At 77.9% G+C, this 23,725-nt stretch carries 24 protein-coding genes and 1 pseudogene; 12 read left to right on the top strand and 13 right to left on the bottom strand.

The window, feature by feature from the left end; all coding sequences use genetic code 11:
* Nucleotides 1-4 precede the first annotated feature (4 nt).
* The 6 genes from CHB98_RS03790 (at nucleotide 5) to CHB98_RS03815 (ending at nucleotide 5,834) form a co-directional block, all read left to right on the top strand.
* Nucleotides 5-772 (top strand): TVP38/TMEM64 family protein, encoded by a 768-nt coding sequence (locus CHB98_RS03790; RefSeq protein WP_089304288.1) that lies wholly within the window; start codon nucleotides 5-7, stop codon nucleotides 770-772.
* Nucleotides 745-2,271 carry an L-piperidine-6-carboxylate dehydrogenase gene (gene amaB / locus CHB98_RS03795; RefSeq protein WP_089304289.1) on the top strand — a complete coding sequence of 509 codons (1,527 nt, stop codon included), beginning with the start codon at nucleotides 745-747 and terminating at the stop codon, nucleotides 2,269-2,271. The genes CHB98_RS03790 and amaB overlap by 28 nt, the downstream gene beginning before the upstream one ends.
* Before the next feature lie 89 nt (nucleotides 2,272-2,360).
* Complete coding sequence (locus tag CHB98_RS03800; protein ID WP_089304290.1) at nucleotides 2,361-2,855, top strand: DUF2975 domain-containing protein; 495 nt, start codon at nucleotides 2,361-2,363, stop codon at nucleotides 2,853-2,855.
* Nucleotides 2,855-3,100 (top strand): helix-turn-helix domain-containing protein, encoded by a 246-nt coding sequence (locus CHB98_RS03805; protein WP_089304291.1) that lies wholly within the window; start codon nucleotides 2,855-2,857, stop codon nucleotides 3,098-3,100. The genes CHB98_RS03800 and CHB98_RS03805 overlap by 1 nt, the downstream gene beginning before the upstream one ends.
* Nucleotides 3,101-3,252: 152 nt before the next feature.
* On the top strand, nucleotides 3,253-4,413 hold the full coding sequence (locus CHB98_RS03810) for an FAD-dependent oxidoreductase (protein ID WP_089304292.1): 1,161 nt from the start codon (nucleotides 3,253-3,255) through the stop codon (nucleotides 4,411-4,413).
* Nucleotides 4,414-4,511: 98 nt separating this feature from the next.
* Nucleotides 4,512-5,834, top strand: a complete 1,323-nt coding sequence (locus CHB98_RS03815) for an ATP-dependent 6-phosphofructokinase (RefSeq protein WP_089304293.1) — start codon at nucleotides 4,512-4,514, stop codon at nucleotides 5,832-5,834.
* A gap of 13 nt (nucleotides 5,835-5,847) precedes the next feature.
* Here the strand turns inward: CHB98_RS03815 and CHB98_RS21370 are convergent, their stop codons facing one another.
* A complete protein-coding gene (locus CHB98_RS21370) occupies nucleotides 5,848-6,024 on the bottom strand; it encodes a hypothetical protein (protein WP_179224164.1) in 177 nt (58 codons plus the stop codon).
* Between the two features lie 132 nt (nucleotides 6,025-6,156).
* Here CHB98_RS21370 and CHB98_RS03820 point away from each other — a divergent pair, with 132 nt between their 5' ends.
* Complete coding sequence (locus CHB98_RS03820) at nucleotides 6,157-6,537, top strand: hypothetical protein (protein ID WP_089304294.1); 381 nt, start codon at nucleotides 6,157-6,159, stop codon at nucleotides 6,535-6,537.
* 15 nt (nucleotides 6,538-6,552) lie between these two features.
* Here CHB98_RS03820 and CHB98_RS03825 read toward each other — a convergent pair whose 3' ends face one another.
* Nucleotides 6,553-6,936, bottom strand: a complete 384-nt coding sequence (locus CHB98_RS03825) for a PGPGW domain-containing protein (protein ID WP_089304774.1) — start codon at nucleotides 6,934-6,936, stop codon at nucleotides 6,553-6,555.
* A 96-nt stretch (nucleotides 6,937-7,032) separates the two neighbouring features.
* Entirely contained in the window at nucleotides 7,033-8,484 is a 1,452-nt protein-coding gene (locus tag CHB98_RS03830; RefSeq protein ID WP_089304295.1) for an amino acid permease, read from the bottom strand.
* On the opposite strand from CHB98_RS03830, the gene CHB98_RS03835 reads away from it, so the two are divergent.
* Nucleotides 8,483-8,935: a BatC protein gene (locus CHB98_RS03835; RefSeq protein ID WP_143424931.1), complete on the top strand. Its 453-nt coding sequence runs from the start codon at nucleotides 8,483-8,485 to the stop codon at nucleotides 8,933-8,935. The genes CHB98_RS03830 and CHB98_RS03835 overlap by 2 nt on opposite strands.
* Here CHB98_RS03835 and CHB98_RS03840 read toward each other — a convergent pair.
* From CHB98_RS03840 to CHB98_RS03870, 7 genes are all read right to left on the bottom strand, one after another.
* On the bottom strand, nucleotides 8,895-9,659 hold the full coding sequence (locus CHB98_RS03840) for an MBL fold metallo-hydrolase (protein WP_089304297.1): 765 nt from the start codon (nucleotides 9,657-9,659) through the stop codon (nucleotides 8,895-8,897). The genes CHB98_RS03835 and CHB98_RS03840 overlap by 41 nt on opposite strands.
* A 152-nt stretch (nucleotides 9,660-9,811) precedes the next feature.
* Complete coding sequence (locus CHB98_RS03845) at nucleotides 9,812-10,402, bottom strand: Rv1733c family protein (RefSeq protein WP_089304298.1); 591 nt, start codon at nucleotides 10,400-10,402, stop codon at nucleotides 9,812-9,814.
* 121 nt (nucleotides 10,403-10,523) lie between these two features.
* Nucleotides 10,524-11,498, bottom strand: coding sequence for an NAD-dependent epimerase/dehydratase family protein (locus CHB98_RS03850; RefSeq protein WP_089304299.1), 975 nt, complete (start codon nucleotides 11,496-11,498; stop codon nucleotides 10,524-10,526).
* A gap of 10 nt (nucleotides 11,499-11,508) precedes the next feature.
* Nucleotides 11,509-14,082: an alpha/beta fold hydrolase gene (locus CHB98_RS03855; RefSeq protein WP_245820911.1), complete on the bottom strand. Its 2,574-nt coding sequence runs from the start codon at nucleotides 14,080-14,082 to the stop codon at nucleotides 11,509-11,511.
* Nucleotides 14,079-15,104, bottom strand: coding sequence for a 3-oxoacyl-ACP synthase III (locus CHB98_RS03860; RefSeq protein WP_089304300.1), 1,026 nt, complete (start codon nucleotides 15,102-15,104; stop codon nucleotides 14,079-14,081). Before CHB98_RS03860 ends, CHB98_RS03855 begins: the two co-directional genes overlap by 4 nt.
* A 286-nt stretch (nucleotides 15,105-15,390) precedes the next feature.
* Nucleotides 15,391-16,773, bottom strand: a complete 1,383-nt coding sequence (locus tag CHB98_RS03865) for a CopD family protein (protein WP_089304301.1) — start codon at nucleotides 16,771-16,773, stop codon at nucleotides 15,391-15,393.
* Nucleotides 16,770-17,333: a copper resistance CopC family protein gene (locus CHB98_RS03870; protein ID WP_089304302.1), complete on the bottom strand. Its 564-nt coding sequence runs from the start codon at nucleotides 17,331-17,333 to the stop codon at nucleotides 16,770-16,772. Before CHB98_RS03870 ends, CHB98_RS03865 begins: the two co-directional genes overlap by 4 nt.
* A gap of 272 nt (nucleotides 17,334-17,605) precedes the next feature.
* Between CHB98_RS03870 and CHB98_RS03875 the strand changes: the two genes are divergently transcribed.
* Nucleotides 17,606-18,376 (top strand): hypothetical protein, encoded by a 771-nt coding sequence (locus CHB98_RS03875; protein ID WP_089304303.1) that lies wholly within the window; start codon nucleotides 17,606-17,608, stop codon nucleotides 18,374-18,376.
* A 125-nt stretch (nucleotides 18,377-18,501) separates the two neighbouring features.
* Nucleotides 18,502-19,206: a class F sortase gene (locus tag CHB98_RS03880; RefSeq protein ID WP_245820912.1), complete on the top strand. Its 705-nt coding sequence runs from the start codon at nucleotides 18,502-18,504 to the stop codon at nucleotides 19,204-19,206.
* Between the two features lie 37 nt (nucleotides 19,207-19,243).
* Here the strand turns inward: CHB98_RS03880 and CHB98_RS03885 are convergent, their stop codons facing one another.
* The 3 genes and pseudogenes from CHB98_RS03885 to CHB98_RS03895 form a co-directional block, all read right to left on the bottom strand.
* The gene (locus tag CHB98_RS03885) at nucleotides 19,244-20,158 is read right to left on the bottom strand and encodes a LysR family transcriptional regulator (protein WP_089304304.1); all 915 of its coding nucleotides are present in this window, start codon (nucleotides 20,156-20,158) and stop codon (nucleotides 19,244-19,246) included.
* 232 nt (nucleotides 20,159-20,390) lie between these two features.
* Nucleotides 20,391-21,029: pseudogene (locus CHB98_RS22960) on the bottom strand (SDR family NAD(P)-dependent oxidoreductase); the annotation flags it as partial.
* 96 nt (nucleotides 21,030-21,125) lie between these two features.
* Complete coding sequence (locus CHB98_RS03895) at nucleotides 21,126-21,329, bottom strand: hypothetical protein (protein ID WP_089304305.1); 204 nt, start codon at nucleotides 21,327-21,329, stop codon at nucleotides 21,126-21,128.
* Between the two features lie 101 nt (nucleotides 21,330-21,430).
* On the opposite strand from CHB98_RS03895, the gene CHB98_RS03900 reads away from it, so the two are divergent.
* Together CHB98_RS03900 and CHB98_RS03905 are read left to right on the top strand one after the other, a co-directional pair.
* On the top strand, nucleotides 21,431-21,631 hold the full coding sequence (locus CHB98_RS03900; RefSeq protein ID WP_089304306.1) for a DUF1918 domain-containing protein: 201 nt from the start codon (nucleotides 21,431-21,433) through the stop codon (nucleotides 21,629-21,631).
* 5 nt (nucleotides 21,632-21,636) lie between these two features.
* A complete protein-coding gene (locus CHB98_RS03905) occupies nucleotides 21,637-23,724 on the top strand; it encodes an elongation factor G-like protein EF-G2 (RefSeq protein ID WP_089304307.1) in 2,088 nt (695 codons plus the stop codon).
* The last annotated feature ends 1 nt before the right edge of the window (nucleotide 23,725 follow it).

A 23,725-nucleotide genomic window follows, 5' to 3' on the forward strand; every position in this document is an offset into this window, starting at 1 on the left:
GCCCATGTGCAGCACCGCGCCGCCCCGCCTCGCGTGGGCGCGGCTCGCCCTGCTGGTCCTCGCCGTCGCGCTGGCGGCGGTGGTCGCCGCCGTGGTGGGGCTGCCCGACGTCGCGCAGCTGCGCGCCGACGTCGACCGGCTGGGGTCGGCGGCCCCGGCGGTCGTCGCCCTGCTGTACGCCGTGGTCACCCTCACCCCGCTGCCGAAGACGGTGCTGAGCGCGGCCGCCGGCGCGCTGTTCGGGCTGGCGACGGGGGTCGCGGTCGTGCTCGTGGGCGCGGTGCTCGGGGCCGTCGCCGCGTTCGCGCTGGCGCGCGCGCTGGGCCGCGAGGTCGTCGAGCGGGTCACCGGCACCCGGGTGGCGCGGCTGGACGCCCTGCTGGGCCGCCGCGGCCTGGTGGCGGTCCTGGCGGTGCGCCTGGTGCCGGTGCTGCCCTTCACCGCGGTCAACTACCTGGCCGGGCTGACCGCCGTCCGGTTCCGCGACTACCTGGCCGGCACCACCCTCGGCGTCGTCCCCGGCACGGTCGCCTTCGTCGCCCTGGGCGCCTACGGCACGACGCCGGGGTCCTGGCCGTTCGTGCTGGCCGTCCTGGTCCTGGTGGCGCTGAGCGCCGGGGGCGCCGCCGCGGCGCGGCGGCACCGCAGCCGGCAGCCCGAGGCCGGTGCGGCACCCTGCACGGGAGCCGCCGACGCCGTCCCGCAGCCCCGGGGACCCGCCGTCCCCCGACCCGAGGAGCGCCCGTGCCCATCCCCACCGCCGAGGAGCTGAGCCGCCGGGCCCGGGACGCCGCCGCCCGCTGCGGCGTCGACCTGGACGCGCTCGCCGGGGACTCCCCGGTGACCTCGCCGGTCAACGGCCGCCCGCTGCTGTCGGTCCGCCGGCACACCGCGGCCGACGTCGAGCCCGCCGTCGCCCGCGCCGGCGAGGCCTTCGCCGCGTGGCGCACCGTGCCCGCCCCGCTCCGCGGCGGGCTGGTGCGCCGCCTCGGCGAGCTGCTGCGCGCGCACGCCGACGACCTCGCCACCCTGGTCACCCTGGAGGTCGGCAAGACCGCCTCGGAGGCGCGCGGTGAGGTCCAGGAGATGGTCGACGTCTGCGAGTTCGCCGTCGGCCTGTCCCGGCAGCTCTACGGGCGGACGATCAGCTCCGAGCGGCCCGGCCACCGGCTCATGGAGACCTGGCACCCCCTCGGCGTGGTCGGGGTGATCAGCGCCTTCAACTTCCCGGTGGCGGTCTGGTCGTGGAACGCCGCCATCGCGCTGGTCTGCGGCGACCCGGTGGTGTGGAAGCCCTCCGAGCTCACCCCGCTGACCGCGGTGGCCTGCACCGCCCTGCTCGACCGGGCGGTCGCCGACACCGGCGCGCCCGCCGCACTGGGCCAGGTGCTGCTCGGCGGGGCCGACGTCGGGGAGGCCCTGGTCGCCTCCCCGGGGGTGGCGCTGCTGAGTGCCACCGGGTCGACCCGGATGGGGCGGACGGTCGGCCCGCGGGTCGCCGACCGGTTCGGCCGCGCGCTGCTGGAGCTGGGCGGCAACAACGCCGCGATCGTGACGCCGTCGGCCGACCTGGACCTCACCACCCGCGGCGTCGTCTTCTCCGCCGCGGGGACGGCCGGGCAGCGGTGCACCACGATGCGCCGGGTCATCGCTCACGTCGACGTGGTCGACGCGCTGACCGACCGGCTGGTCGAGGCCTACCGGCGGCTGCCCGTCGGCCCGCCGACCGACGAGGGCACGCTCGTCGGCCCGCTGATCCACGCCGGGGCGCACACCGCCATGCAGGAGGCCCTCACCGCCGCCCGGGAGCAGGGCGGGACCGTCGTCGTCGGCGGCGGGCGCCGGCTGGCCGAGGAGGCGCCGGACGCCTGGTACGTCGAGCCGGCGATCGTCCGGATGCCCGGGCAGACCGACGTCGTGCGGCAGGAGACCTTCGCGCCGGTGCTGTACGTGCTGCCCTACCGGACGCTGGAGGAGGCGATCGCGCTGAACAACGACGTCCCGCAGGGGCTGTCGTCGAGCATCTTCACCTCCGACCAGGCCGACGCCGAGCGGTTCCTGGCCGCAGACGGCTCCGACTGCGGCATCGCCAACGTCAACATCGGCACCTCGGGGGCCGAGATAGGCGGGGCGTTCGGCGGGGAGAAGCAGACCGGCGGGGGCCGGGAGTCCGGTTCGGACGCCTGGCGGGGCTACATGCGCCGGGCCACGAACACCGTCAACTACTCCGGCGAGCTGCCGCTGGCCCAGGGGGTGGAGTTCCCCCTCTGACCGGGCGGGCATCACCTGCCAGGGTGGGATGCGTCGATCTGTGATGGATACCTGTTGACTCTCGATAGGTATCGCGCGACGGTCGGTGCATGCAGACAGTGCGCCGGGCCGTCGGCCCGCTCCGGGTCCTCCTCGTGGTGGTCTTCCTGGCCCTGGTGGCCGCCCAGCTGTGGGCGGTGCCGGGGATGGTGCCGGACCTGACCGCCCCGTCCCTGGAGCAGACGGTCGTGCGGGGGACGATGCTCACCGTCTCGGCCCTGGGGCTGGTGTGCGTCCAGGTCGTGGTCGTGTGCACCTGGCAGCTGCTCGCCCTGGTCACGCGGGACCGCATCTTCAGCGCGGACGCGCTGCCCTGGGTGGACGCCATCGTGTGGGCGATGGCCGCCGGCTGGGCGATGCTCCTGGGCACCTTCGTCTGCGCCTACTACTTCGTCATCGACGAGGTCAGCGATGGCCCGGCGCTGCCCGTGCTGCTGCTGGTGCTGCTGCTGGTCGGCGCCGTGGTGGGGCTGCTCATGGTCGTGATGCGGGCGCTGCTGCGGCAGGCCACCAGCCTGCAGACCGACCTGGAGGCGGTCATCTGATGCCGATCGTGGTTCGCATCGACGTCGAGCTGGCCCGGCGCAAGATGAGCGTGGGCGAGTTCGCCGACCGGGTCGGCCTCACGCCGGCGAACGTGGCGGTGCTGAAGAACGGCCGCGCCAAGGCGGTCCGCTTCAGCACCCTGGAGGCGATGTGCCGGGTGCTGGACTGCCAGCCCGGCGACCTGCTCGAGTGGGTCCCCGACGACCGCGACGCGACGCAGGCCCTGCGCGGGGCCCAGCAGTGATCGAGGTCCGCGGGCTGACCAAGCGCCACGGCCGAGTCCTGGCCGTCGACGACCTGAGCTCCGACGTCCCCCCGGGCGAGGTCACCGGCTTCCTCGGGGGCCGGCGGCGCGCTCCTGCTGGGCTGGCTGCGGCTGGTCCGGGACGACGTCCGGTGACCGCCGACGTCCTGGTGGTCGGCGCCGGGCTGGCCGGGCTGCACACCGCCACGCTGCTGGCCCGCCGCGGCCACGACGTGCTGCTGGCCGAGCGGCGCCCCGCGCTCACCGGCGCGATCCGCACCACGGGGATCTTCGTGCGCAAGACGCTCGACGACTTCCCGCTGCCCGAGGACCTGCTCGGGCCGCCGATCCGGCGGGTGGTGCTCTACCCGCCCGGGCTGCGCCGCCCGGTCACCCTGGACAGCGCCCGCGACGAGTACCGGGTGGGCGACATGGCGCCGCTGTACGCCGCGGCCGCCCGCACCGCCGCCGGTGCCGGTGTGCGCCTCGCGCTGGGCACCCGCTGCGCGGGCCGGTGCGACGGCGGCTGGCTGCTGGCCGGCCCGGAGGGGCCGGTGCGGGTCCGGGCGCGGTACGTCGTCGGCGCGGACGGGGCGCGCTCGCGGGTGGCCCGCGACCTCGGCCTGGACCGCAACCGGCACCTGCTCGTGGGCGCCGAGGAGGTGTTCGGGGTCCCCGCCGGGGACCGGACGCCGACGTTCCACTGCGTCCTGGACCCCTCGCTGGCGCCGGGCTACCTGGCCTGGGTGGTGGACGACGGGCGGCACGCCCACGTGGGCGTCGCCGGCTACGCCGACCGGTTCCCCGACGGGCTGCGCCGGGCCCTGGCCCGGTTCCGCGCCGGCGCCCCGGGCCTGCCGCCGGGCGGGGCCCCGGCGGAGGTGGAGCGGCGCGGCGGCCCGATCCCGGTCGGCGGCCTGCTGCGCCGGATCGGCGGCAGCGACGGGCTGCTGGTCGGCGACGCGGCGGGCGCGGTCTCCCCGCTCACCGCCGGCGGCCTGGACCCGTGCCTGCGGCTGTCCGAGCTCGCCGCCGACGTGCTGGACGACGCGCTGCGCGCCGGGCGGCCCGACCCGCTGGCCCACTACGACGGCGCCGCGCTGCGCGCCCGCTTCCGCGGCCGGCTGGCGCTGCGCCACGGGCTGGCGCAGGTGCGCACGCCGGCGGCGGCGCGGGCGGCGTTCGCCGTCCTGCGCACGCCGCCCGGCCGGGCCGCGGCCCGCCGCGTGCTGTTCGGCGACCGGTCCTTCCCCGCGCCCGGCCGGTCCCCCCGGGCGACCGCCTCCGAGGAGGCCGGCGCCGCCCGGCCGTGACCGGCATCGCCCGGCCGTGACCGGCATCGCCCGGCCGTGACCGGCATCGCCCCGGGGGGCCGGTCCGAGGCCGGGCGCGGTGTGGCAGCGTTCCGGGCATGGTCAGCCAGGAGGACCTCGCCGTCCGGACGCTCGGACCCTGCCGGATCGACTCGCCGCTGGCCGCCCGGCTGGGCGAGCGGCAGACGACCCAGCACTCCGTGGTCGAGGAGGACCGGATCCTCTTCGACGACACGATCTCCATGGTGGGCGGCCGGGGCCTGCCGATCGACCAGCTGCCCAGCCTGGAGCCCGGCGGCCCCCGCAAGCAGATCTACTTCGACCCGGCCAAGACCCGGGTCGGCATCGTCACCTGCGGGGGGCTGTGCCCCGGCCTCAACGACGTCATCCGCGGGCTGGTGCTCGAGCTGTCCCGGCACTACGGGGTGCGCCGCATCGTCGGGTTCCGCAACGGCTACCGCGGCTTCATCCCGCGCTACGGGGAGGACGTCCTCGACCTCACCCCGGAGGTCGTGATGGACATCGACGACGAGGGCGGCACGATCCTCGGCACCTCCCGCGGCGAGCAGGACGCCGAGGAGGTGGTCGACGCGCTGGAGCGCCTGGGCATCAACATCCTGTTCGTCATCGGCGGCGACGGCACGATCCGCGGGGCGATGGACGTCGTCCGCGTCATCGGCGAGCGCGGCCTGAAGGTCGCCGTCGTCGGCATCCCCAAGACGATCGACAACGACATCCCCTACATCGACCAGAGCTTCGGCTTCCAGACCGCGATGGCCGAGGCCACCAAGAGCATCCACGCGGCCAGCGTCGAGGCCCGCTCGGCCCCCGGCGGGATCGGGCTGGTCAAGCTGATGGGCCGGCACTCCGGGTTCATCGCCTGCTACTCCACCCTGGCCAAGGACGACGCCGACTACGTGCTCATCCCCGAGGTGCCCTTCGCCCTCGACGGGGAGCGCGGGTTCCTGGAGCACCTGCGCCGCCGTGTCGAGGACCGCGGGCACGCCGTCGTGGTCGTGGCCGAGGGCGCCGGGCAGGAGCACATCCAGGGCGAGGAGCCGGGCCGGGACGCCTCGGGGAACATCCGGTTCGGCGACATCGGCCGGCTGCTGCGCCGGCTCGTCGTCGACCACTTCGACGCCCACGGCACCGAGACGAACGTCCGCTACTTCGACCCCAGCTACGCCATCCGCAGCGTCCCGGCCAACCCGTTCGACAGCGCCTACTGCCTGCGCCTGGCGCACGCCGCGGTGCACGCGGCGATGGCCGGGCGCACCGAGGTGATCGTCGCGCGGCGGCGGCGCCGGTTCGTGCACATGCCGATGCCGCTGGCGGTCAGCCGCCGCAACCACGTCGACCCGATGGGCGACCTGTGGCTGTCGGTGCTGGAGGCCACCGGGCAGCCGGTGCGCTTCGAGTGAGCCGCCGGCGCGGTCACTCCGCCCGCGGGGGCACCGGCTCCTCGATCCGGTCCCAGCTGTGGTGGCTGAACAGCGTCTTGTGGCCGGTGGCGTCGTAGACGACGAGGTGGCCGGTCGCGGTGAAGCTGAACCGGGCGCCCTCGCCGTAGCGGGTGATCTCGCCGCCGGCGCGGTGCAGGTCGAAGGCCATGCCCGGAGCGTGGCACGCCGCCCGCCCGGAGGGGCACCGGCCACCCGGGCTCCCCGTGGTCGCGCTGGGCGGTCGCGGACAGGCGGGGGGCAGGGCGGCGGACCGTCGGACGCGGCGGCGAGGATGGCCGGCGTGGCTGCCTTCTTCCTCCCGCGCGCCGGCGACGCCGAGCAGGCCGAGCGGCTCTACGACGCCCTGGCGGAGTTCGCCGGGTGCGAGCCGGCGCCGCCGGCGCGCCGCGTGCAGGCGATCGGGTTCAGCGCCGACGGGGTCCGCTGGGTGGCCGCAGTGGGGGAGGAGCTCTCCGGCCGGCGGACGACGCAGCGGCTGCGCCGCGGGGAGCTGGTCGAGCACACCGAGGAGCTGTCGTCGTGCACCCGGGTGCTCGCCGTGTACCCGGGCACGCCGTTCACCGTGGTGACCGACGCCCAGCCGATCACCGGCGCGGCCTCGGAGTGGGCCAACCCGTTCACCGCCGCGCCGGACGAGGTCACCTGGTTCGACCCGGCGTGACCCGCCGGCCGCCGGTCAGCGCACGCCGCCGGCGCCCCGGAGGCGGGCGTAGCCGACGGTGCCGAGCAGGAAGACGCCGCTGACCACCAGCAGCACCGCGCTGAAGGCGTTGACCAGGGGCAGGTCCACCCCGGCGAGCGCGGCGACACCCAGGCCGACGAGCACCGCGGCGCACAGCACGGCGCCGACGGCCCGCCAGGGGCTGCGGGCCACCTCCTCGATGCCCTCGCGCGCCTTGTCCTTGGCGTAGTCCAGCGGCCGGCGCGCCCAGGCGAACCGGGTGGACAGCACCGCCAGGCCGGCGGCCACCAGCACGAAGCCGGGCCCGGGGAGCACCAGCAGCGCGATCCCGGCCAGGGTCAGCAGCCCGCCGAGCACGGCGACGACGGCCTGTCGCATCGAGGGGTCCTCCACGGCGTGGGTGCCGGCCGCCGTGCGCACGCGGCCGGTACCGCCAGGCTGCCCCGCCGGTGGGCCCGCCGTCCACCTCCGCGCTCAGGGGGTGGCGGTCGGCCGCCGGTGGTGCGGGCTGTCCGGGTTGAGCAGCGAGTGCCGGCGGCCGTAGGCGACGTAGATGACGAACCCGATGACCAGCCACGCGCCGAAGCGCGCCCAGGTCTCCGGTGACAGCTGCGCCATCAGGAACAGCGAGGAGAGGACCCCGAACGCGGGGACCACCGGCATGAGCGGCAGCCGGAAGGACCGGGGGGCGTCGGGCCGGGTGTGGCGGAACAGGATCACCGCGAGGCACACGACGACGAACGCCGACAGGATGCCGATGTTCGTGAGGTCCGCGACGGCGCGGATCGGGAAGACGCCGGCGAGCAGCGCCGAGCCGATCCCGGCGATCCAGGTCACCCGCTGCGGGGTGCCGTTGCGGTCGACCCCGGCGAACCACCGGGGCAGCAGCCCGTCGCGGCTCATGGAGAACCACACCCGGGTGACCCCGAGCAGGAAGGTCAGCATGACGGTGAGGATGGAGAGCACGGCGAACACCGAGATGATGCCCGCGACCACCGGCAACCCGACGCTGGTGAAGGCCGAGGCGAAGCCGGCGGTGGGGTCGATCTCCCGGTAGTCCTGCATGCCGGTGAGCACCAGGGTGGCCGCCACGTAGAGGACCATCGCGACGACCAGGGACAGGATGATCGCCCGGGGCATGTGCCGGCGGCCGTCCTCGGCCTCCTCGGCCGCGGTGCTCATGGCGTCGTAGCCGAACACCGCGAAGAAGACGGTGGCCGCGCCGGTGAGCACCGGGCCGAAGCCGGCCGGGAGGAACGGGTCGTAGTTCCCCGCGTCGACGTAGAAGACGCCCAGGCCGACGATGAACAGGATCAGCGCGATCTTGACCGCCACGGCCACCAGCTCGAACCGGCCGAAGGTCCGGGTCCCGCGGCTGAGGATGAAGGTCACCAGCAGGCAGATGACGACGGCGGGCACGTTGACCACCCCGCCCTCCTCGGCCGACGCGGTGAGCGCGGCGGGCAGGGCCACGCCGAAGCCGTCGAGGAACGCCTCCAGGTAGCCGGAGATGCCGATCGCCACCACGGCGACGATGGCGATGTACTCCAGCAGCAGGTCCCAGCCGATGAACCACCCGACCACCTCGCCGAGGGCCACGTAGCCGTAGGTGTAGGCCGAGCCGGCGCGCGGCACCATCCCGGCGAACTCCGCGTAGGACAGCGCGGCGGCCGCCGACGCCAGGCCGGCGACGAGGAAGGCGATCAGCACGGCCGGCCCCACGCCGGGGTTCTCGTCGTCCCCGGCGGCCACCAGCCCGGCGAGGGAGAAGATGCCGACGCCGATGATGCCGCCGACGCCTATGGCGGTCAGCTGCCACAGGCCCAGGCTCTTGGCCAGCGTGCCCGCCCCGCCGCCCCCGTCGTCCTCGCTCACCTGCTCGATCGGCATGCGCCGCCAGACGGAGTGCCGTGCCCGATCGCTCATGGTGTCCCCTCGGTGGTCGTGGCCCCCCGGCGGCGTGGTCGGCGGCGTGGTCGGCGGCGTGGTCGACGGCGTGGTCGACGGCGTGGTCGACGGCGTGGTCGACGGCGTGGTCGACGGCGTGGTCGACGGCGTGGTCGACGGCGTGGTCGACGGCGTGGTCGACGGCGTGGTCGACGGCGTGGTCGACGGCGTGGTCGACGGCATGGTCGACGGCGTGGTCGACGGCGTGGTCGACGGCATGGTCGACGGCATGGTCGACGGCATGGTCGACGGCATGGTCGACGGCATGGTCGACGGCATGGTCGACGGCATGGTCGACGGCATGGTCGACGGCATGGTCGACGGCATGGTCGACGGCATGGTCGACGGCATGGTCGACGGCATGGTCCCGGGGGCGGCGGGACCGCGGCTCAGGCGGGCTGCAGGCGGTCGGCGAGCCCGGCGGCGGTGAAGGCGGCCACGACGTCGTCGCGGCCCTCGCTGAAGTGCGCCCAGCTGTCGCAGTGCGCGGCCACGACCCGGCGGGCGCCGAGCAGCGCCGCGGCCTCGGCCGCCCCGCCGCCGTCGACGGTGAGCAGCGCGCCGTCGAACAGGGCGGTGCGGGCGGCGCCGGCGAACAGCACCGCGGTGTCCACCGGACCGACCCGCCCGGCGATCTCCCGGACCACGTCCAGCGAGGCGTTGTCCCCGCTGACGTGCACGGTCGGCAGGCCGTCGGCGGTGAGCAGGAAGCCGACCACCTCGCCGGTGACCGGCTCGCAGCCCTCGGGCCCGTGCCGGGCCGGCGTCGCCGTCACGGTCACCGGGCCGCCGCCGGGGCGCTCCAACTGCACCGACTCCCAGGGCGCCAGCCCGCGGACGCCGCCGCCCAGCCGCCCGGCCGCGCTGCGGGTGGTCAGCACGACGGGGACGTCGGCCAGCAGGGCCCGGCCGGAGGCGTCGAGGTTGTCCGGGTGCTGGTCGTGGGACAGCAGCACCACGTCCAGCGCGCCCAGGTCGGCCGGGTCGGCGGCCGGCGGGGCGGTCTTGGTGAGCACCCGGCCCCCGCCCAGCGGGTACTCGCCCGGGCCGTCGAAGGTGGGGTCGGTGAGCACGCGCAGCCCGCCGTACCCGATGAGCACGGTCGGCCCGCCGAGGACGCGCACGGGGACCTGCTCGTCGGCGGCGTCGGTCACGGGGCACCTCACGGGGGTCGGCGGCGGCTGTGCGCGGGGCGCCGGGCAGTCTGCCAGCCGCGGGCGGTGCCCGCCTGCCCACCGGCCCGGTCCGGCGTCTCGACCGTTATGCCTCACTGCAGGACAGCACCGGTGCGGCTGGCCCCGGCGGCTCAGGGGACCCGCCGGCTCCAGGTGGGCTCGACCCGGGCCCACTCGCGGGTCCAGTACCGGTCGCGCTGCCGCTCCAGCAGCCGGCACAGCGCGGCGTGCAGGAGGACGACGGTGCCGAGGCCGCCGGCCCACCCGACGACGACCAGCACCAGGGTGCTGCGGCGCACCTCCGCCGGGCTGATCGGCTCGTCGGCGCGGCGGCCGTCGGCGGTCGTCCACAGCGTCAGGGTGTCGCCGGCGCGGGTGTGCGGCGAGGCGGGGACGGCGCCGGTCGCCGGGGTCCCGGCGGGGGAGGTCCACCGCGCCGGGACGGGGACGCGCAGCCGGGGCGGGGCGTCCCGGGGGGCCACGGCGTCGGCGGTCGCGACGGCGGTGACCCGGGTGCGCTCCTCCGCCTGCGCCGCGGCCATGGCGGCGAGGTCGGACCGGACGACGGTGCCCACGGTGAGCGCGACCGGCACGGACAGCAGCACGACGAGCAGCACGAGCAGCCGGGACACCCGCTCCACCGTGTCGACCCCGCGGCCGGCCGGGACGCAGCCGAGGGCGAGCCGGCGGACCCGGCGGGCGAGCGGACCGCGGGGTGCCATCGCCTCGCCTCCCCCGTCGCCGGACCGCTGCAGCGTGCGACCGGCCGCGCCGGCCGGGAAGGGTCGCAGGTCCCGGGTTCACCCTCCCCGGTGACGACCGGCGCCGCCCTCGCCCGCGCGCTCAGGCCGGGGCGCCGCCGGCCCAGGCGCGCAGCCGGGCGAACCCCTCGTCCAGGCCCACCCGCGGCACCCAGCCGAGGGCCGCCCGCGTGCGCCGCTGGTCGAACCAGTGCGCGGTGGCCAGCTGCTCGGCCAGGAAGCGGGTCATCGGCGGCGTCGCCCGGCGCCGGGACACCGCCCACACCGCCTCCACCACGGCACCGGCCGCGTACGCCGCGGCGAAGGGGACCCGGCCGCGCGGCCCGGGCACCCCGGCGGCCCGGCACAGCCGGTGCAGCACCTCGGCGACCGGGCGGGGTTCGCCGTTGGACACGACCAGGGCCTCCCCGTGCACCGGCCCGCAGGCGTCGACGGCGGCCACCAGGGCGGCCGCGGCGTTGTCGACGTAGGTGGTGTCGATCAGCGCGGCGCCCGAGCCGATGACCGGCAGCCGCCCGGCCCGGGCCCGCGCGACGATGCGCCCGACCAGCTGGGTGTCGCCCGGGCCCCACACCAGGTGCGGGCGGACGGCGAGCACCGCCAGGGCGGGGGAGTCCGCGGCCAGCGCGTCCTGCTCGGCGACGGCCTTGGAGCGGGCGTAGCGCCCGCGGGCGCGCGCCGGGTCGGCCGGCCCCGCGCCGACCCCGACCAGCGCGGTCCCGGCGTGCGCCACGGACGGGGAGGAGACGTGCACCAGCCGGCCCACCCCCTCGGCCCGGCAGGCGCCGACGACGGCGCGGGTGCCGCCGACGTTGGCCGCCGCGTACTCCGCCCACGGCCCGGTCACGTCGACCTTCGCGGCCAGGTGCAGCACGGCGTCCTGCCCCCGGGCGGCGCGCCGCACGGCGGCCGGGTCGGCGACGTCGCCGAGCACCTCCCGGCACGGCAGGCCGGCCGGCCGGCGCTGCAGCACGGTCACCTCGTCGCCCCGGTCGAGCAGCGCGCTGGCGGTGGCCCGGCCGAGCATCCCGCTCGCCCCGGTGACCAGCACCCTCACGCCGGCGCGCTCACGGCCGGCGGGCTCCGGCCAGCAGCCGCGCGGCGCGGCGGGCGACCTCGGCGCGGTCCACCTTCGACTGGTGGCGGACGTCCACCGGCAGCCGGCCGGTGACCAGCACGGCGGCGACGTCGACGCCGGCGGCGGCGCGCACCGCGTCGGCGAGGTCGGTGCCGGCCGGCCGCAGCCGGCCCGACCGGCCCGTGCCGCCGGCGGGGACCACGACCACGACCACGACCTGCGTGCCCGCGGGGCCCACGCCGACGGCCGCGGCGGACGCGACGCCGGCCACCCGCTCCACCCGCTGCTCGACACCGACGGGGGTGACCGGGCCGGACGCGGTGGTGACGACGTGCGGCAGGCGGCCCTCGACCCACAGCCGGCCCTCGGCGTCCAGGTGCCCGACGTCGCCGGTGCGGTGCCAGCCCGGGTCCCGGGACGAGGCGCGCTCGACCACCCACACGGCGTCGTAGCGGTCCTTGACGTGGGCGGCCCGCACGCACACCTCGCCGGTGGTGCCGGGGGTGCCGGTGAGCGGGCCGTCGGCCGCGCCGGCCGCCGACAGCGGGCTGACCCGGACGTCGACGCCGGGCAGCGGCCGGCCCACGCAGACCCCGTCCCCGTCGCCGGCGGCCTCGATGCCGGCCAGGGACACGTCGGTGACCGGCAGCACCTCGGTCATCCCGTAGGGGGTGTGCGGCTCGGCGGCCGGCAGCACCTGCCGCAGCCCGCGCAGCAGCGCGGCGGGGACCGGCGCCCCGGCCGACATGAGCAGCCGGACCCGCCCGAGGGCGGCCCGCCGGTCGCCGGGGAGGTCCGCGGCGGTGGCCGCGACCCGCCGCAGCGCGGCCGGCGAGGCGAACACCACCGTGGCGTCGACGGCGGCCGCGGCGTCGGCCAGCGCGGCGGCGGTCAGCGAGCCAGGTGCGGTGACGTCGACGTCGGGCACCGCGGAGCCGATGCCGAGGGCGGGGCCGAGGATGGCGAACGGCGCGAAGGCGGCGACCAGCCGGTCGCCGTCGCCCAGGCCGTAGGTGGCCGCCACCAGCTCCAGCTGGGCGGCGGCCTGGCGGTGGGTGTAGACGACGCCCTTGGCCGGGCCCGTGGCCCCGGAGGTGAACAGCACGGCGCAGTCGGCGTCCACCGGTGGCTCGGCCGGCGCGGGGGAGGTGCGGCCGAGCGCCGCCAGCCCGGCCAGGGTGTGCCCGGCCCGCAGCGCCCGCCGCGCGGCCGGTGGCACGTCGCCGGCGGCGATCCACGTCCCGGGCAGGCGCATGAGGCGCGCGGCGGCCAGCCCTCGCGCGCTGCCGACGACGTGGTCGACGGCCGCGCTGTGCAGGGCCCGGCGCATGCCGGCCAGGCCCAGGCCCTTGTCCGCGACGACGACCACCGCGCCGGCCCGCCACACCGCGTACACGGTGGCGGTGAGGTCGGCCGAGGGCTCCACCAGCAGCGCCACCCGCTGCCCCGGGCGCACCCCGGACGCGGCCAGCCCGGCGGCCAGGTCGGCCACCCGGCGGGACAGCGCCGACCAGCTGACCGTCGTCCCGCCGACCTCGACCACGGCCGGCGTGTCGTCGTCCGCCCGCCGGTCCAGGGCCGACCACAGCCGGCGCCCGGCGTCCCCGGCCGGGCGGGCGGCCACCGCGTCGTGCCCGGCGTCGCGCCCGGCCTGCAGGTCCGCGACCCACCGGGCGACCGCGCCGGCGTACTCCGGGGCGTCCTCGGGCAGCAGGTGCGAGGCGCCCTCGTAGCGGTGCAGCCGGGCGTGCGGCAGCCGGCCGCGCAGGTCGGTGAGGTAGCGCTCGCCGAAGACCGGGTCGCGCGGGCCCCACAGCAGCAGCGCCGGGACGTCCAGGGTGCGCACGCCCTCGGCGATCGCCTCCTGCACCGGCCGGGAGGGGTGGTCGGCGGCGAAGGGGATGTCGGCGACGAAGTCCCCGACGGCGTGCCGCCGCGCCGCCGACCGGTAGGGGGCCGCGAAGGCGTCGCGCACGTCGGCGGGCAGCGCCGGCCGGGACAGCGCGGTGGTGGCCCGGACGAACACCGGGGTGCCGACGGTGACCGCCGCCCGCACCCCGGGGGCGGAGGCCAGCCGGATCAGCGCCGGCCCGAGGTCGCCCTCGGGCATGGCGACGGCGGTGTTGGCCAGCACGACGCCGCGCAGCTGCGGGCGGTGCGCCAGCGCCCAGCCCAGGGAGATGACCCCGCCCCAGTCGTGGCCGACGGTGACCACCGGGCCGGTGACGCCCAGGGCCGCGGTGAGGTCGCCGAGGTCGGCCACCCGCTGCGCCAGCGACCGCGGGGCGGGGAGGCGGTCGGAGAAGCCCATGCCGAGGTGGTCGGGGGCGACCACCCGCCAGCCCGGCGGTGCGGCGGCCACCAGCCGGCGCCACAGGTAGGACCAGGTGGGGTTGCCGTGGACGCACAGCAGGGTGCCCACCGGGTCGGCCACCCCGTTGTCGAGGACGTGCCAGCAGTGCTCGGCGCCCCCGGCGTCGGTGACGCGGACGGTGCGCGACCAGGCGGGGTCCAGGCCCGGGAGCGCCGGCGGGACGGCGGTGGGGGTGCCGGCGGCCCTCACCAGGCGATCTCGAGGCAGGAGGCGTTCAGGCCCGAGCCGATGCCCATGAGCAGCACCCGGTCGCCGTCGACCAGGGAGTCCTGCCGGTCGGCCAGCGTGAAGGGCACCGACGCCGGGCCCAGGTTGCCGCGGGTGGGGAAGGTCGTGGGCACCCGTGCCGGGTCGATGCCGAACCGGTCGCACATGGCCTGGGTGTGCACCTTGGAGACCTGGTGGACGATGTAGCGCTCCATGCCGCGGGACCAGTCGAACTCCGCGGCGGCCTCCTCCCAGAGGTCCGCGGACAGGTTCAGCCCGGCGTCCAGCAGCCCCTTGAGGTCGGTGCGCATGAGGTCGTTGTCGCCGATGCACAGCCCGTGGTGCTCGCTGCCCGACCGGCTGGCCGAGCCGACCAGCCGGTGCCCGCCCGGGTGCTCGTCGGCGCGGCCCAGCACCATCGCCGCGGCACCGGAGCCCAGGGTCAGGGTGGCGAACTGCGCGAGCACGTCCTTGGAGGTGGTGTCCGGGCCGTCGAGGCGCTCGAGGGTGCGCTCCTGCACCGGCCGGGAGTCCTCCCCGTTGACGATGAGGGCGTACTCGACCATCCCCGAGTCGATCATCGCGGCGGCCAGCTCCATGCCGTTGACGAACCCCAGGCAGGCGTTCGTGACGTCGAAGTTCTGGCAGGAGCGGGGCAGGCCCAGCGCGTGGTGCACCTCGACCGCGGTCGAGGGCTCCAGGTGCCGGCGGCTCACCGAGGTGTTCACCATCAGGCCGATGGCCGCGGGGTCCACGCCGCTCTCGCTGATGGCCTTGGCGCCGGCGGTGGCCGCGCCGTCGACGAAGGTGACGCCGTCGGCCCACCAGCGCCGCTCCCGGATGCCGGCCAGCCGCTCGAGCAGGCCGGGCCGCAGCCCCACCCGCCGGTAGGTGCCGGCGAGGGCCTCGTCGAACGCGTCGGAGGTCACCACCCGGGAGGCGTCGGCCGTCTGCACGGCCAGGACCGCCGTGTTGGTGAACCGGTGCGTGGCGTTACCGCTCATCTGCTCGTATCAGTCCTCGGAGGGAGTCGTCTGTCGTGCCGGTGGCGCGTCGTCGGGTGGGGCTCGGGTCGGGCGTCGGGTGCGATGGGCCGCCGGTGGCGGGTACCCCGCCCGCGGCCCCGGTACCCGGCGCGCCGCGGTGGCGGTCCGCCAGGGGCGGGCCACCGGTCCGGTGCACGTCGCCGGGGCAACGACGGGCTGCGGATCGGTGTTCCTGGTGCCCGAGCGTCCCACTGCGGTGTGACGGCCGCGTTCCGCACCCGTCGGTCGGCGCCGCGGGTGCCGGTCAGCGGACGACCAGCACGTCCCCGAAGCCGGCCGCGTGCCGGCTGGTGAAGGGGTAGCTCCCGGGGCGGTCGGGCGCCGGGAAGGTCAGCAGGCTCCCGGCCGGGACCACGACGTCGAAGGAGCCGTCGTCCGCGGTGAGCGTGACCCCGGTGTCGGTCGGGTTGTGCACCGACACCTGCGCGCCCGCGGCGACGGGTGCCCCGACGTGGAACCGCGCCGGGTCGACCAGCACGGTCACCGACAGCTCCCCGTGGTCGTGGCCGGCCATGCCCGCCGCCGGGGCCGATGCCGCCGGCGGCGGGCCGGCGGCCGGGACCGGCGCGGCACCCGCGGCCGGGGGAGGGGAGGCCGCCAGCGCCACGGCCACGGCGACGGTGGCCAGCATGACGGCGACCTCGACGGCGGCGAACCGCCGGAAGGCCCCCGGCCGCCCGCTGCGCAGCCGGGGCAGCGTGTGCCGCCGGTGCGCCCGGCCCAGGACGCCGAGGGCCACCAGCGCCGCCGTCTTGGCCAGCAGCAGGACCCCGTAGCCGCTGCCCAGGACGGCCCCCGGCGCGGCACTGCGGCCCAGCACGAGCCAGGCGGCCAGCAGGCCGGAGGCCCCCGTGGCCAGGGAGCAGGCCAGCGCCACGGTGCTGAACCGGCCCGCGGCGGCCACCTGGTCCGGCACGGACCGGCCGTGCAGCAGCAGGGCGAGCAGCCCGCCCACCCAGGCGGCCGCGGCCACCACGTGCACCGCCAGGGTGGCCACCGCCGGCACGTGGTCCGCGGCCGCCGCGGAGTGGCCGGTCAGGACGGCGGGGACGACCAGCCCGCACACCGCGACCGCCAGCAGCAGGCCGGCCGGCAGCGCACCGGTGCACCGCCGGGCGAGCACGGCCACCAGGCCGGCCGCGCCCAGGACCACCGCCGCCGCGCGCCCCGCGGGCAGGTCGGTGAGGAAGACGCCCACGGCCGCCGCCGGGACCGCGGTGGGCGCGGTGCCGAGCACGTCGGCCACGGTGAGCAGGGCGGCGGCCGCGGCGCAGGCGGCCCAGGCCAGCGCCCACGGCGAGGCCGCCCGCACCGCGCGGCGCGACGCCGCGGGCAGCCGGCCGCCGGCGCCGGGGAGCAGCACGGCGGCGAACAGCAGCGACCCGACCGTGCCGACGGCGGCGACCCGCCCGGCCAGCGTGGCCACCGGCAGCCCCCAGGCGACCAGCGGCCCGGCCTGCGCCAGCGCGGGCGGCGGCGTGGCCGGGCGGCCCCCGCCGAGCACGAGGGCCAGCACGAGCACCCCGAGGAGCCCGGCGGCGGCCGCCACGAGGGCCGGCAGCGGGGAGGGCGGCGCGGCGGGAGGGGAGGCCGGCCCGGCGGTCAGCGTCCCGGGCCCGGTGCTCACGCCCGCCGCCGGGACCGCAGCAGGAGCAGCCCAGCCGCCGCGACGACGACCCCGGCCGCGCCGGCCACCAGCGGGCCGGTCCCCGGCGACGGCGCGGGCGGCGGCGGGACCGGCGCGGCGACCGCCCGGCCGGCGTCCGGCGGCCCGCCGGCGGCTGCCGGCGCCCCGGCCACGGTGAACGAGAAGGCGCCCGACACCGGGTGCCCGTCGGCGGAGGTCACCCGCCACGCGACGGTGTGCACCCCGCCGGCCGGGCCGGTCGCCAGCGGCTGGACCACCGTGCGGCCGCGCACCACCACCGCGCCCTGCGACACCACCGCGCCGTCCGGCCCGGTCACCACCACCCGGGTGCCCAGCGCCTGCGCCGGCGCGCCGAGCTCCAGCTCCACCTGTGCCGGCGGCACGGGCACCGTGGCGTCCGCTGCCGGCACCGTGGCGACCAGCTCGTCGTGCGCCCGGGCGGCCGGCGCACCGGCGCCCAGCAGGGCGAGGACGGCGGCGGTGAGCACCACGGCCACGCGGGCGGCCGGGCCGGCGGTGGGGACGGGGTGTCGTGGCATGCCCGGCGTTCGTCCGCGGCGGCCCGCCCGGTTCTCCGGGGTGCGGCGACCGGCCGTCAGTGAACCGTTCGGGACCCGCGCCGCGAAGGTCGGTCACGGACGGCAACGGGCTCCCGGCGGACCAGCCGGGACCCGCCGTCCCAGGGCACTTCCCCGGCCCGGATCCACGGTGGGTGCTCCCCGGCCCACCCGTCCCACCGGTCGCGGTACCGAACCGCGGCCGGGCACCCCGCCGGCCGGCGGCGGTGTCGCACCCGACTCGAGGAGTCCCCATGCGCAAGGCACTCGCACTGCCCGCCGTCGCCCTGGCCGCGGCAGCGTTCCCGCTGCTCACCATGTCCCCGGCCCTCGCCGACCACAACGGCAGCTACCAGGCCGACCTGAGCGCGCTGAACCAGTCCGGCGTCACCGGGACCGGGATGGTCACGCTGAACGAGGACTCGGCCACGGTCGTGATCGAGGCCTCCGGCCTGCTGGCCGGCGCTCCCCACGCCCAGCACTTCCACATCGGCGCCGAGGGCACCTGCCCGACCGACGCCGAGGACGGGGACGGCGACGGCTTCCTGAGCACCACCGAGGGTGCGCCCTTCTACGGGGCGATCGGGACCTCCCTGACCACCGGGGGCGACACCAGCCCGGACAGCGGCCTGGCCGTCGACCGGTTCCCGACGGCCGACGACGGCACGGTCACCTACGAGCGGACCTTCGACATCACCGAGGACGTGCAGGAGGCGTTCGCCGGCGGCACGGCGGTGCTGGTCCTGCACGGTGTCGACGAGGACGGCAGCGGCACCTACGACGGCGACGTCAAGAGCGACCTCGACCCGTCGCTCCCGATGGAGGCCACCGCTCCGGCCGCGTGCGGCGCGCTGGAGATGGCGCAGATGGGCACCACGCCCGTCGGCGGTGCCGAGACCGGTGGTGGCAGCACCACCGGCACCGAGCAGCAGGCCGCGATCGGCATCGGCGCCCTGGCGCTGACCGGTGCCGCTGCGGCCGGTGCGCTGGCCTACCGCCGTCGCCAGGCCGCCGACCGGGCCTGACCGGCGACCCGCGCCGCGCGGGGGTCCCCGGACCCCCGCGCGGCGCGGGCCCCGCACCCCGCGGCCGTGACCCCGCCGCACCCCACGGCCCTGATCCCGCCGTGCCCGAAGCCGGAGGCCCCCCAGTGACCGACCGCCCACCCCGCCGACCGGGCCCGCGCGCCTGGGCAGCGCTGGCCCTCGCCCTCGCCGCCGTGGCCGTCGTGGCCCTCGTGGTCGCGGTCACCGGGCAGCAGCGGGCCCCGCAGCCCCCGGCCGCCGCGGCGACGAGCGCTCCCGCCGCCCCGGACGCCGCGTCCCGGGACGCGGTCCCCGCGCCGGCCCCCGCGCCCGCCGCCCCGACCGGGGCCGCTCCCGCCGGGCCGGTCGCCGCCCCCGTGTCGCTGGAGATCCCGGCCATCGACGTCCGCAGCGACCTGCTGCGCCTGGGCGTGGACGGCGACGGCACCGTGCAGGTGCCGCCGCTGACCGCCGACGACCGGGCCGGGTGGTACGAGCGCGGCCCGGCGCCCGGCGCGGTGGGCCCGGCGGTGGTCCTCGGCCACGTCGACTCCGCCGAGTGGGGCCCCGGGGTGTTCTTCGACCTCGGCGCGCTGCGGCCCGGGGACGAGGTCACGGTCACCGGCGAGGACGGCTCGGTCGCGGTGTTCGCCGTCGACCGCGTCGAGCGGCACCCCAAGGACGACTTCCCGACCATCGCGGTCTACGGCAACACCGACGACGCCCAGCTGCGGCTGATCACCTGCGGCGGGGACTTCGACGGCGGGGCGGGCAGCTACGAGGACAACGTGGTCGCCTTCGCCTCGCTGGTCGACACCCGGCGGGCCTGACCGGCGGCGGCGCGCCGTCTCCCTCCCGGCGGCCGCGTCAGTCGCGGCGGTACGTGGGCCGGGCCCGGCGGGCGTGGTCGACGCAGGCGGCCACGAGGTCGTGCACGGCCGGCCGGGGGTCCCCGGCCCGCCACGCCACCGCGAGCTGCGCGGGGGCCAGGCCCGGCACCGGGCGCACCACGTACTCCGGGCGCCGGTAGATCTCCGCGTTGCCCGCCGCGATGAGGGCCACCCCGGTGCCCCGGCCCAGCGCCTCGACGACCTCCTCCGGCCCGTGGACGACGGCGGCGACCCGGGCCGGCCGCCCGCCCCGCGCGTCCTCGCCCAGCCAGAAGGCGCGCAGCGGGCCCGCGGACTCCGGCAGGGCGAGGAACGGCTCGTCGCGCAGGTCCTCCATCGTCACCTCCGACCGCGCGGCCAGCCGGTGCTGGGTGGGCAGGGCGACCATCCGGGGCTCAGTGAACAGCACCCGGGCCTGCAGCCGAGGGTCCTCGGGCAGCGGCAGCCAGCAGAATCCCACGTCGCTGTCGCCGGCGGCCAGGCCCACGGTGGGGTCGCCGAAGCGGGCCTGCCGCAGCTCCAGGCGCCAGTCCAGGTGACGCTCGCCGAAGGCCTCGCCGACCGCGGCCAGCAGGCCGCGCCCGACGCTGACCGACAGCCCGAGGACCAGCACCCGGGCGTCGGCGGCCACCACCTCGGCCAGGGCGGACCGGCCGGCGTCCCACTCGGCGACGACCGCGCGGGCGTGCGGCAGCAGCGCCCGGCCGGCGGCGGTGAGGGACACCCCGCCGGGGCCCCGGGCGAACGGCGGCGCCCGCACGGCCGCCTCCAGGGCGCGGATCTGCTTGCTCAGCGCCGGCTGGGAGACGAACATCCGCGCGGCCGCCCGGGTGACGTGCAGTTCGTCGGCCACGGCGAGGAAGTAGCGGAGGTCGCGCACGTGGACGTCCATGCGCGCCTGGGTACCACCGCCGCGACCGGGCCGACAGGTGCACGCCGGGGGCGCTCACCAGGGGATGGGCCGCCCGTCGCGGGTCAGGGTGCCGGTGGGCCCGTCGTCGGGCAGGTCGACGGCGTACAGCACGCCGGCCACGCCCTCGGCCACCGGCCGCCCGCCCGCCCGGGCCGCCCATGTCGGTGGCCACCCAGCCCGGGCAGACGGCGTTGACCAGCACGCCCCGGCCGGCCAGGTCGGCGGCCAGCTCGACGGTGAGCATGTCCAGCGCCGCCTTGGACACCGAGTACGCCGGGACGCCGCCGGCCCCGCCGGTCTCCCCGAAGGAGCCCGCGCCGCTGGAGACCTTGACGATCCGCCCGCCGCGGGGCACCAGCGGGGCCAGCGCGATCGCCGTCCGCCACGCCCCGACCAGGTCGGTCTCCAGGGCCTCGCGCACCACGCGCAGGTCCGCCGTCACGGCGGACTGCCCGGTGTCGTAGTGCACGCCGGCGTTGTCCACCAGGACGTCGAGCCGGCCGGGCCCGGCCCGCAGCTCCGCGGCGAGGGCGTCGACGTCGTCCTGGAGGGTGACGTCCAGCCGGCGCACCAGCACGTCGCCGGCCAGGCCGCGGGCGGCCGCCCGCCCCCGCTCCACGTCCCGGGAGCCCAGCACCGTGCGCACCCCGCGCGCGGCCAGGACGCGCACCAGCTCCCGGCCGATGCCCCGGTCGCCGCCGGTCACGACGGCGACGCTGCCCTCGCCCGGGGCGCTCACCGCCGCGTGCCGGACGTCGTGCACCGCACCCGGCCCACCTCCTCCTGCCCCTGCGACCTGCGGCACCCACCGTGACCCCCCGGCGCCGGCGGCGCCGATGACCGCTGCCATGACCGCCGGTCATGAGTGGTCATCGACCGTTATCACCAACTCGGCAACCGACCGGTCACCACCGCCGGACGGCCACGACCGGGGGACCCGGCCGCCTCAGCCGGGCGCGCGGGCGGCGCACTCCGGGCAGGGCGCCGCCGAGCCCAGGCCGCGCCGCCCGGCCCAGCTGCCCTGGACCACGCCCACCGGGGTGCCGCAGACGGCCACCCAGGGCGGCGGCCCGTCGGCGGCCTCCCGGGGGACGGCGTGGGCCGCCCCGCCGTCCTGGTCGCGGCCGGCGGCGTGCTGGGCGGAGCTCACGCGCCCAGCATGGCGGCGGCCCGCGGTCCCTTGATCGGTGCCCCTCCCCGGGAGCAGGCTGTGACCCACGACACACGAACGGACAGGCCCAGGAGGTCGTCGTGCAGGCACGCGTCGGGGATCGGATCGTCGTCCGGTCCACCCACCAGGGGGAAGCCGAGCGCACCGGCAGGGTGCTCGAGGTCAGGGGAGCGGACGGCGGGCCGCCCTACGTGGTCCGGTGGGACCCCGACGGGCACACCGGGGTCTTCCACCCGGCGGCGGGCACCTGCGCCGTCGTCCCCGAGCCGGCGAACGGCTGAGCGGCGTGGGCAGGGAGACCCCCGCCGCACCCGCCCCGCGGCCGGCCGCGCAGGTGCGCAACGTGGCCCTGGTGGGCCACGCGGCCGCGGGGAAGACCACCCTCGCCGAGGCGCTGCTGGTCGCCACCGGCGCCCTGGCCCGCGCCGGCCGGGTCGAGGACGGCACCACCTGCCTGGACAGCGAGGAGGTGGAGGTCCGCCAGCAGCGCTCGGTGTCCCTCGGCGTGGCCACCGTGGAGCACGCCGGCCACCGCATCACCCTGCTGGACACCCCGGGCTCGCCGGACTTCGTCGGCGAGCTGCGGGCCGGCCTGCGCGCCGCGGACGCCGCCCTGTTCGTCGTCTCCGCGGCCGGCGGGGTGGACGCCACCACCGTGCAGCTGTGGGAGGAGTGCGCCGCGGTCGGCATGCCGCGCGCGGTCGTGGTCACCCAGCTGGACCGCCCGCGCGCCGACGTCGAGGACGCCGTCCGCTCCTGCCGCACCGCGCTCGGCGACGGCGTGGCGCCGCTGCACCTGGTCCGGCGCGGCCCGGACGGCGCGGTCACCGGCCTGGTCTCCCTGCTGGAGCCGCACCCGGGCACCGGGTGGGAGGCGGGGGAGCAGGAAGCCGACCGGCTCCGCGCCGAGCTCATCGAGGGGATCATCGGCGAGAGCGAGGACGAGACCCTCATGGACCGCTACCTGGGCGGTGAGGAGCTCTCCGTCGCCGACCTGGTCGCGGACCTGGAGACCGCGGTGGCGCGCGGCCACTTCCACCCCGTGCTGTGCGTGGCCCCGCTGACCGGCGTCGGGGTGCCCGAGCTGCTCGACCTGCTGGTCGCGGCCTTCCCGTGCCCGATGGAGCACGGCTGCCCGCCGGTCACCCGCCCCGACGGGTCGCCCGCGCCCCCGCTGTCCTGCGACCCCGACGGGCCGCTGGTCGCCGAGGTGGTCAAGACCACCACCGACCCCTACGTGGGCCGGGTCTCGCTGGTGCGCGTCTTCTCCGGCACGCTGCGCCCGGACACCCCCGTGCACGTCTCCGGGCACGGCCTGGCCGACCGGGGGCACCCCGACCACGACACCGACGAGCGGATCGGCGCGGTGTCCTCCCCGCTGGGCCCGGTGCTGCGCCCGGTCGCCGCCTGCCCGGCGGGGGACGTCTGCGCCGTCGCCCGGCTGACCACCGCCGAGACCGGGGACACCCTCTCCCCGCCGTCGGACCCGCGGCTGGTGCCGCCCTGGGACCTCCCCACCCCGCAGCTGCCGGTGGCGCTCGAGGCGGTGTCCCGGGCCGACGAGGACCGGCTGGCCACCGCGCTGTCCCGGCTGGTCGCCGAGGACCCCACCGTCCGGCTGGAGCGCCGGCCCGACACCGGGCAGCTGCTGCTGTGGTGCGTCGGCGACGCGCACGCCGAGGTGCTGCTCGAGCGGCTGCGCACCCGGCACGGGGTCGCGGTCACCACCGTGCCGGTGCGGGTGCCCATGGTGGAGACCCTCGCCGGGCCGGCGCGGGTCACCGGCCGGCTGGTCAAGCAGTCCGGCGGGCACGGCCAGTACGCCGTCGTGGTGGTCGAGGCCGAGCCGGGGGAGCCGGGCTCGGGCATCGTCTTCGCCCAGCGCATCGTCGGGGGCACCGTGCCCAGCCAGTACCACGGCAGCGTGGAGAAGGGCATCCGCGCGCAGGCGGCCAAGGGCGTCTCCGGCGACCGGCCGCTGGTCGACGCCCGGTTCACCCTGGTCGACGGCAAGGCGCACTCGGTGGACTCCTCGGACGCGGCGTTCCAGGCCGCGGGCGCGCTCGCCGTCCGCGAGGCCGCCGCCGCGGCCGGCACCCGGGTGCTCGAGCCGTGGTGCGCGGTGGCCGTGGTGGTGCCGGGGGAGTACGTCGGGGCGGTGATGAGCGACCTGTCCGGGCGGCGGGCGCGGGTCACCGGCAGCGACGCCGACCCCGAGCGCGACCGGACGACGGTGCACGCCGAGGTGCCCGAGGTGGAGCTGCTCGCCTACGCCGGGGCGCTGCGCTCGGTCTCCCACGGCACCGGGTCCTTCACCCGCCGCCCGCTGGGCCACGAGCCGGCGCCGGCGTCGCTGGCCGCCGTCCCCGCCTAGC

Source organism: Geodermatophilus pulveris, from assembly GCF_900188375.1.
In the GTDB taxonomy this organism is placed as follows: domain Bacteria; phylum Actinomycetota; class Actinomycetes; order Mycobacteriales; family Geodermatophilaceae; genus Geodermatophilus; species Geodermatophilus pulveris.

Coding starts and splice junctions, on each gene's coding strand:
- CHB98_RS03790 (WP_089304288.1), top strand. CDS start 5: ATGTGCAGCACCGCGCCGCCCCGCCTCGCGTGGGCGCGGCTCGCCCTG.
- CHB98_RS03800 (WP_089304290.1), top strand. CDS start 2,361: ATGCAGACAGTGCGCCGGGCCGTCGGCCCGCTCCGGGTCCTCCTCGTG.
- CHB98_RS03805 (WP_089304291.1), top strand. CDS start 2,855: ATGCCGATCGTGGTTCGCATCGACGTCGAGCTGGCCCGGCGCAAGATG.
- CHB98_RS03815 (WP_089304293.1), top strand. CDS start 4,512: ATGGTCAGCCAGGAGGACCTCGCCGTCCGGACGCTCGGACCCTGCCGG.
- CHB98_RS21370 (WP_179224164.1), bottom strand. CDS start 6,024: ATGGCCTTCGACCTGCACCGCGCCGGCGGCGAGATCACCCGCTACGGC.
- CHB98_RS03825 (WP_089304774.1), bottom strand. CDS start 6,936: ATGCGACAGGCCGTCGTCGCCGTGCTCGGCGGGCTGCTGACCCTGGCC.
- CHB98_RS03835 (WP_143424931.1), top strand. CDS start 8,483: ATGGTGTCCCCTCGGTGGTCGTGGCCCCCCGGCGGCGTGGTCGGCGGC.
- CHB98_RS03830 (WP_089304295.1), bottom strand. CDS start 8,484: ATGAGCGATCGGGCACGGCACTCCGTCTGGCGGCGCATGCCGATCGAG.
- CHB98_RS03845 (WP_089304298.1), bottom strand. CDS start 10,402: ATGGCACCCCGCGGTCCGCTCGCCCGCCGGGTCCGCCGGCTCGCCCTC.
- CHB98_RS03860 (WP_089304300.1), bottom strand. CDS start 15,104: ATGAGCGGTAACGCCACGCACCGGTTCACCAACACGGCGGTCCTGGCC.
- CHB98_RS03870 (WP_089304302.1), bottom strand. CDS start 17,333: ATGCCACGACACCCCGTCCCCACCGCCGGCCCGGCCGCCCGCGTGGCC.
- CHB98_RS03875 (WP_089304303.1), top strand. CDS start 17,606: ATGCGCAAGGCACTCGCACTGCCCGCCGTCGCCCTGGCCGCGGCAGCG.
- CHB98_RS03885 (WP_089304304.1), bottom strand. CDS start 20,158: ATGGACGTCCACGTGCGCGACCTCCGCTACTTCCTCGCCGTGGCCGAC.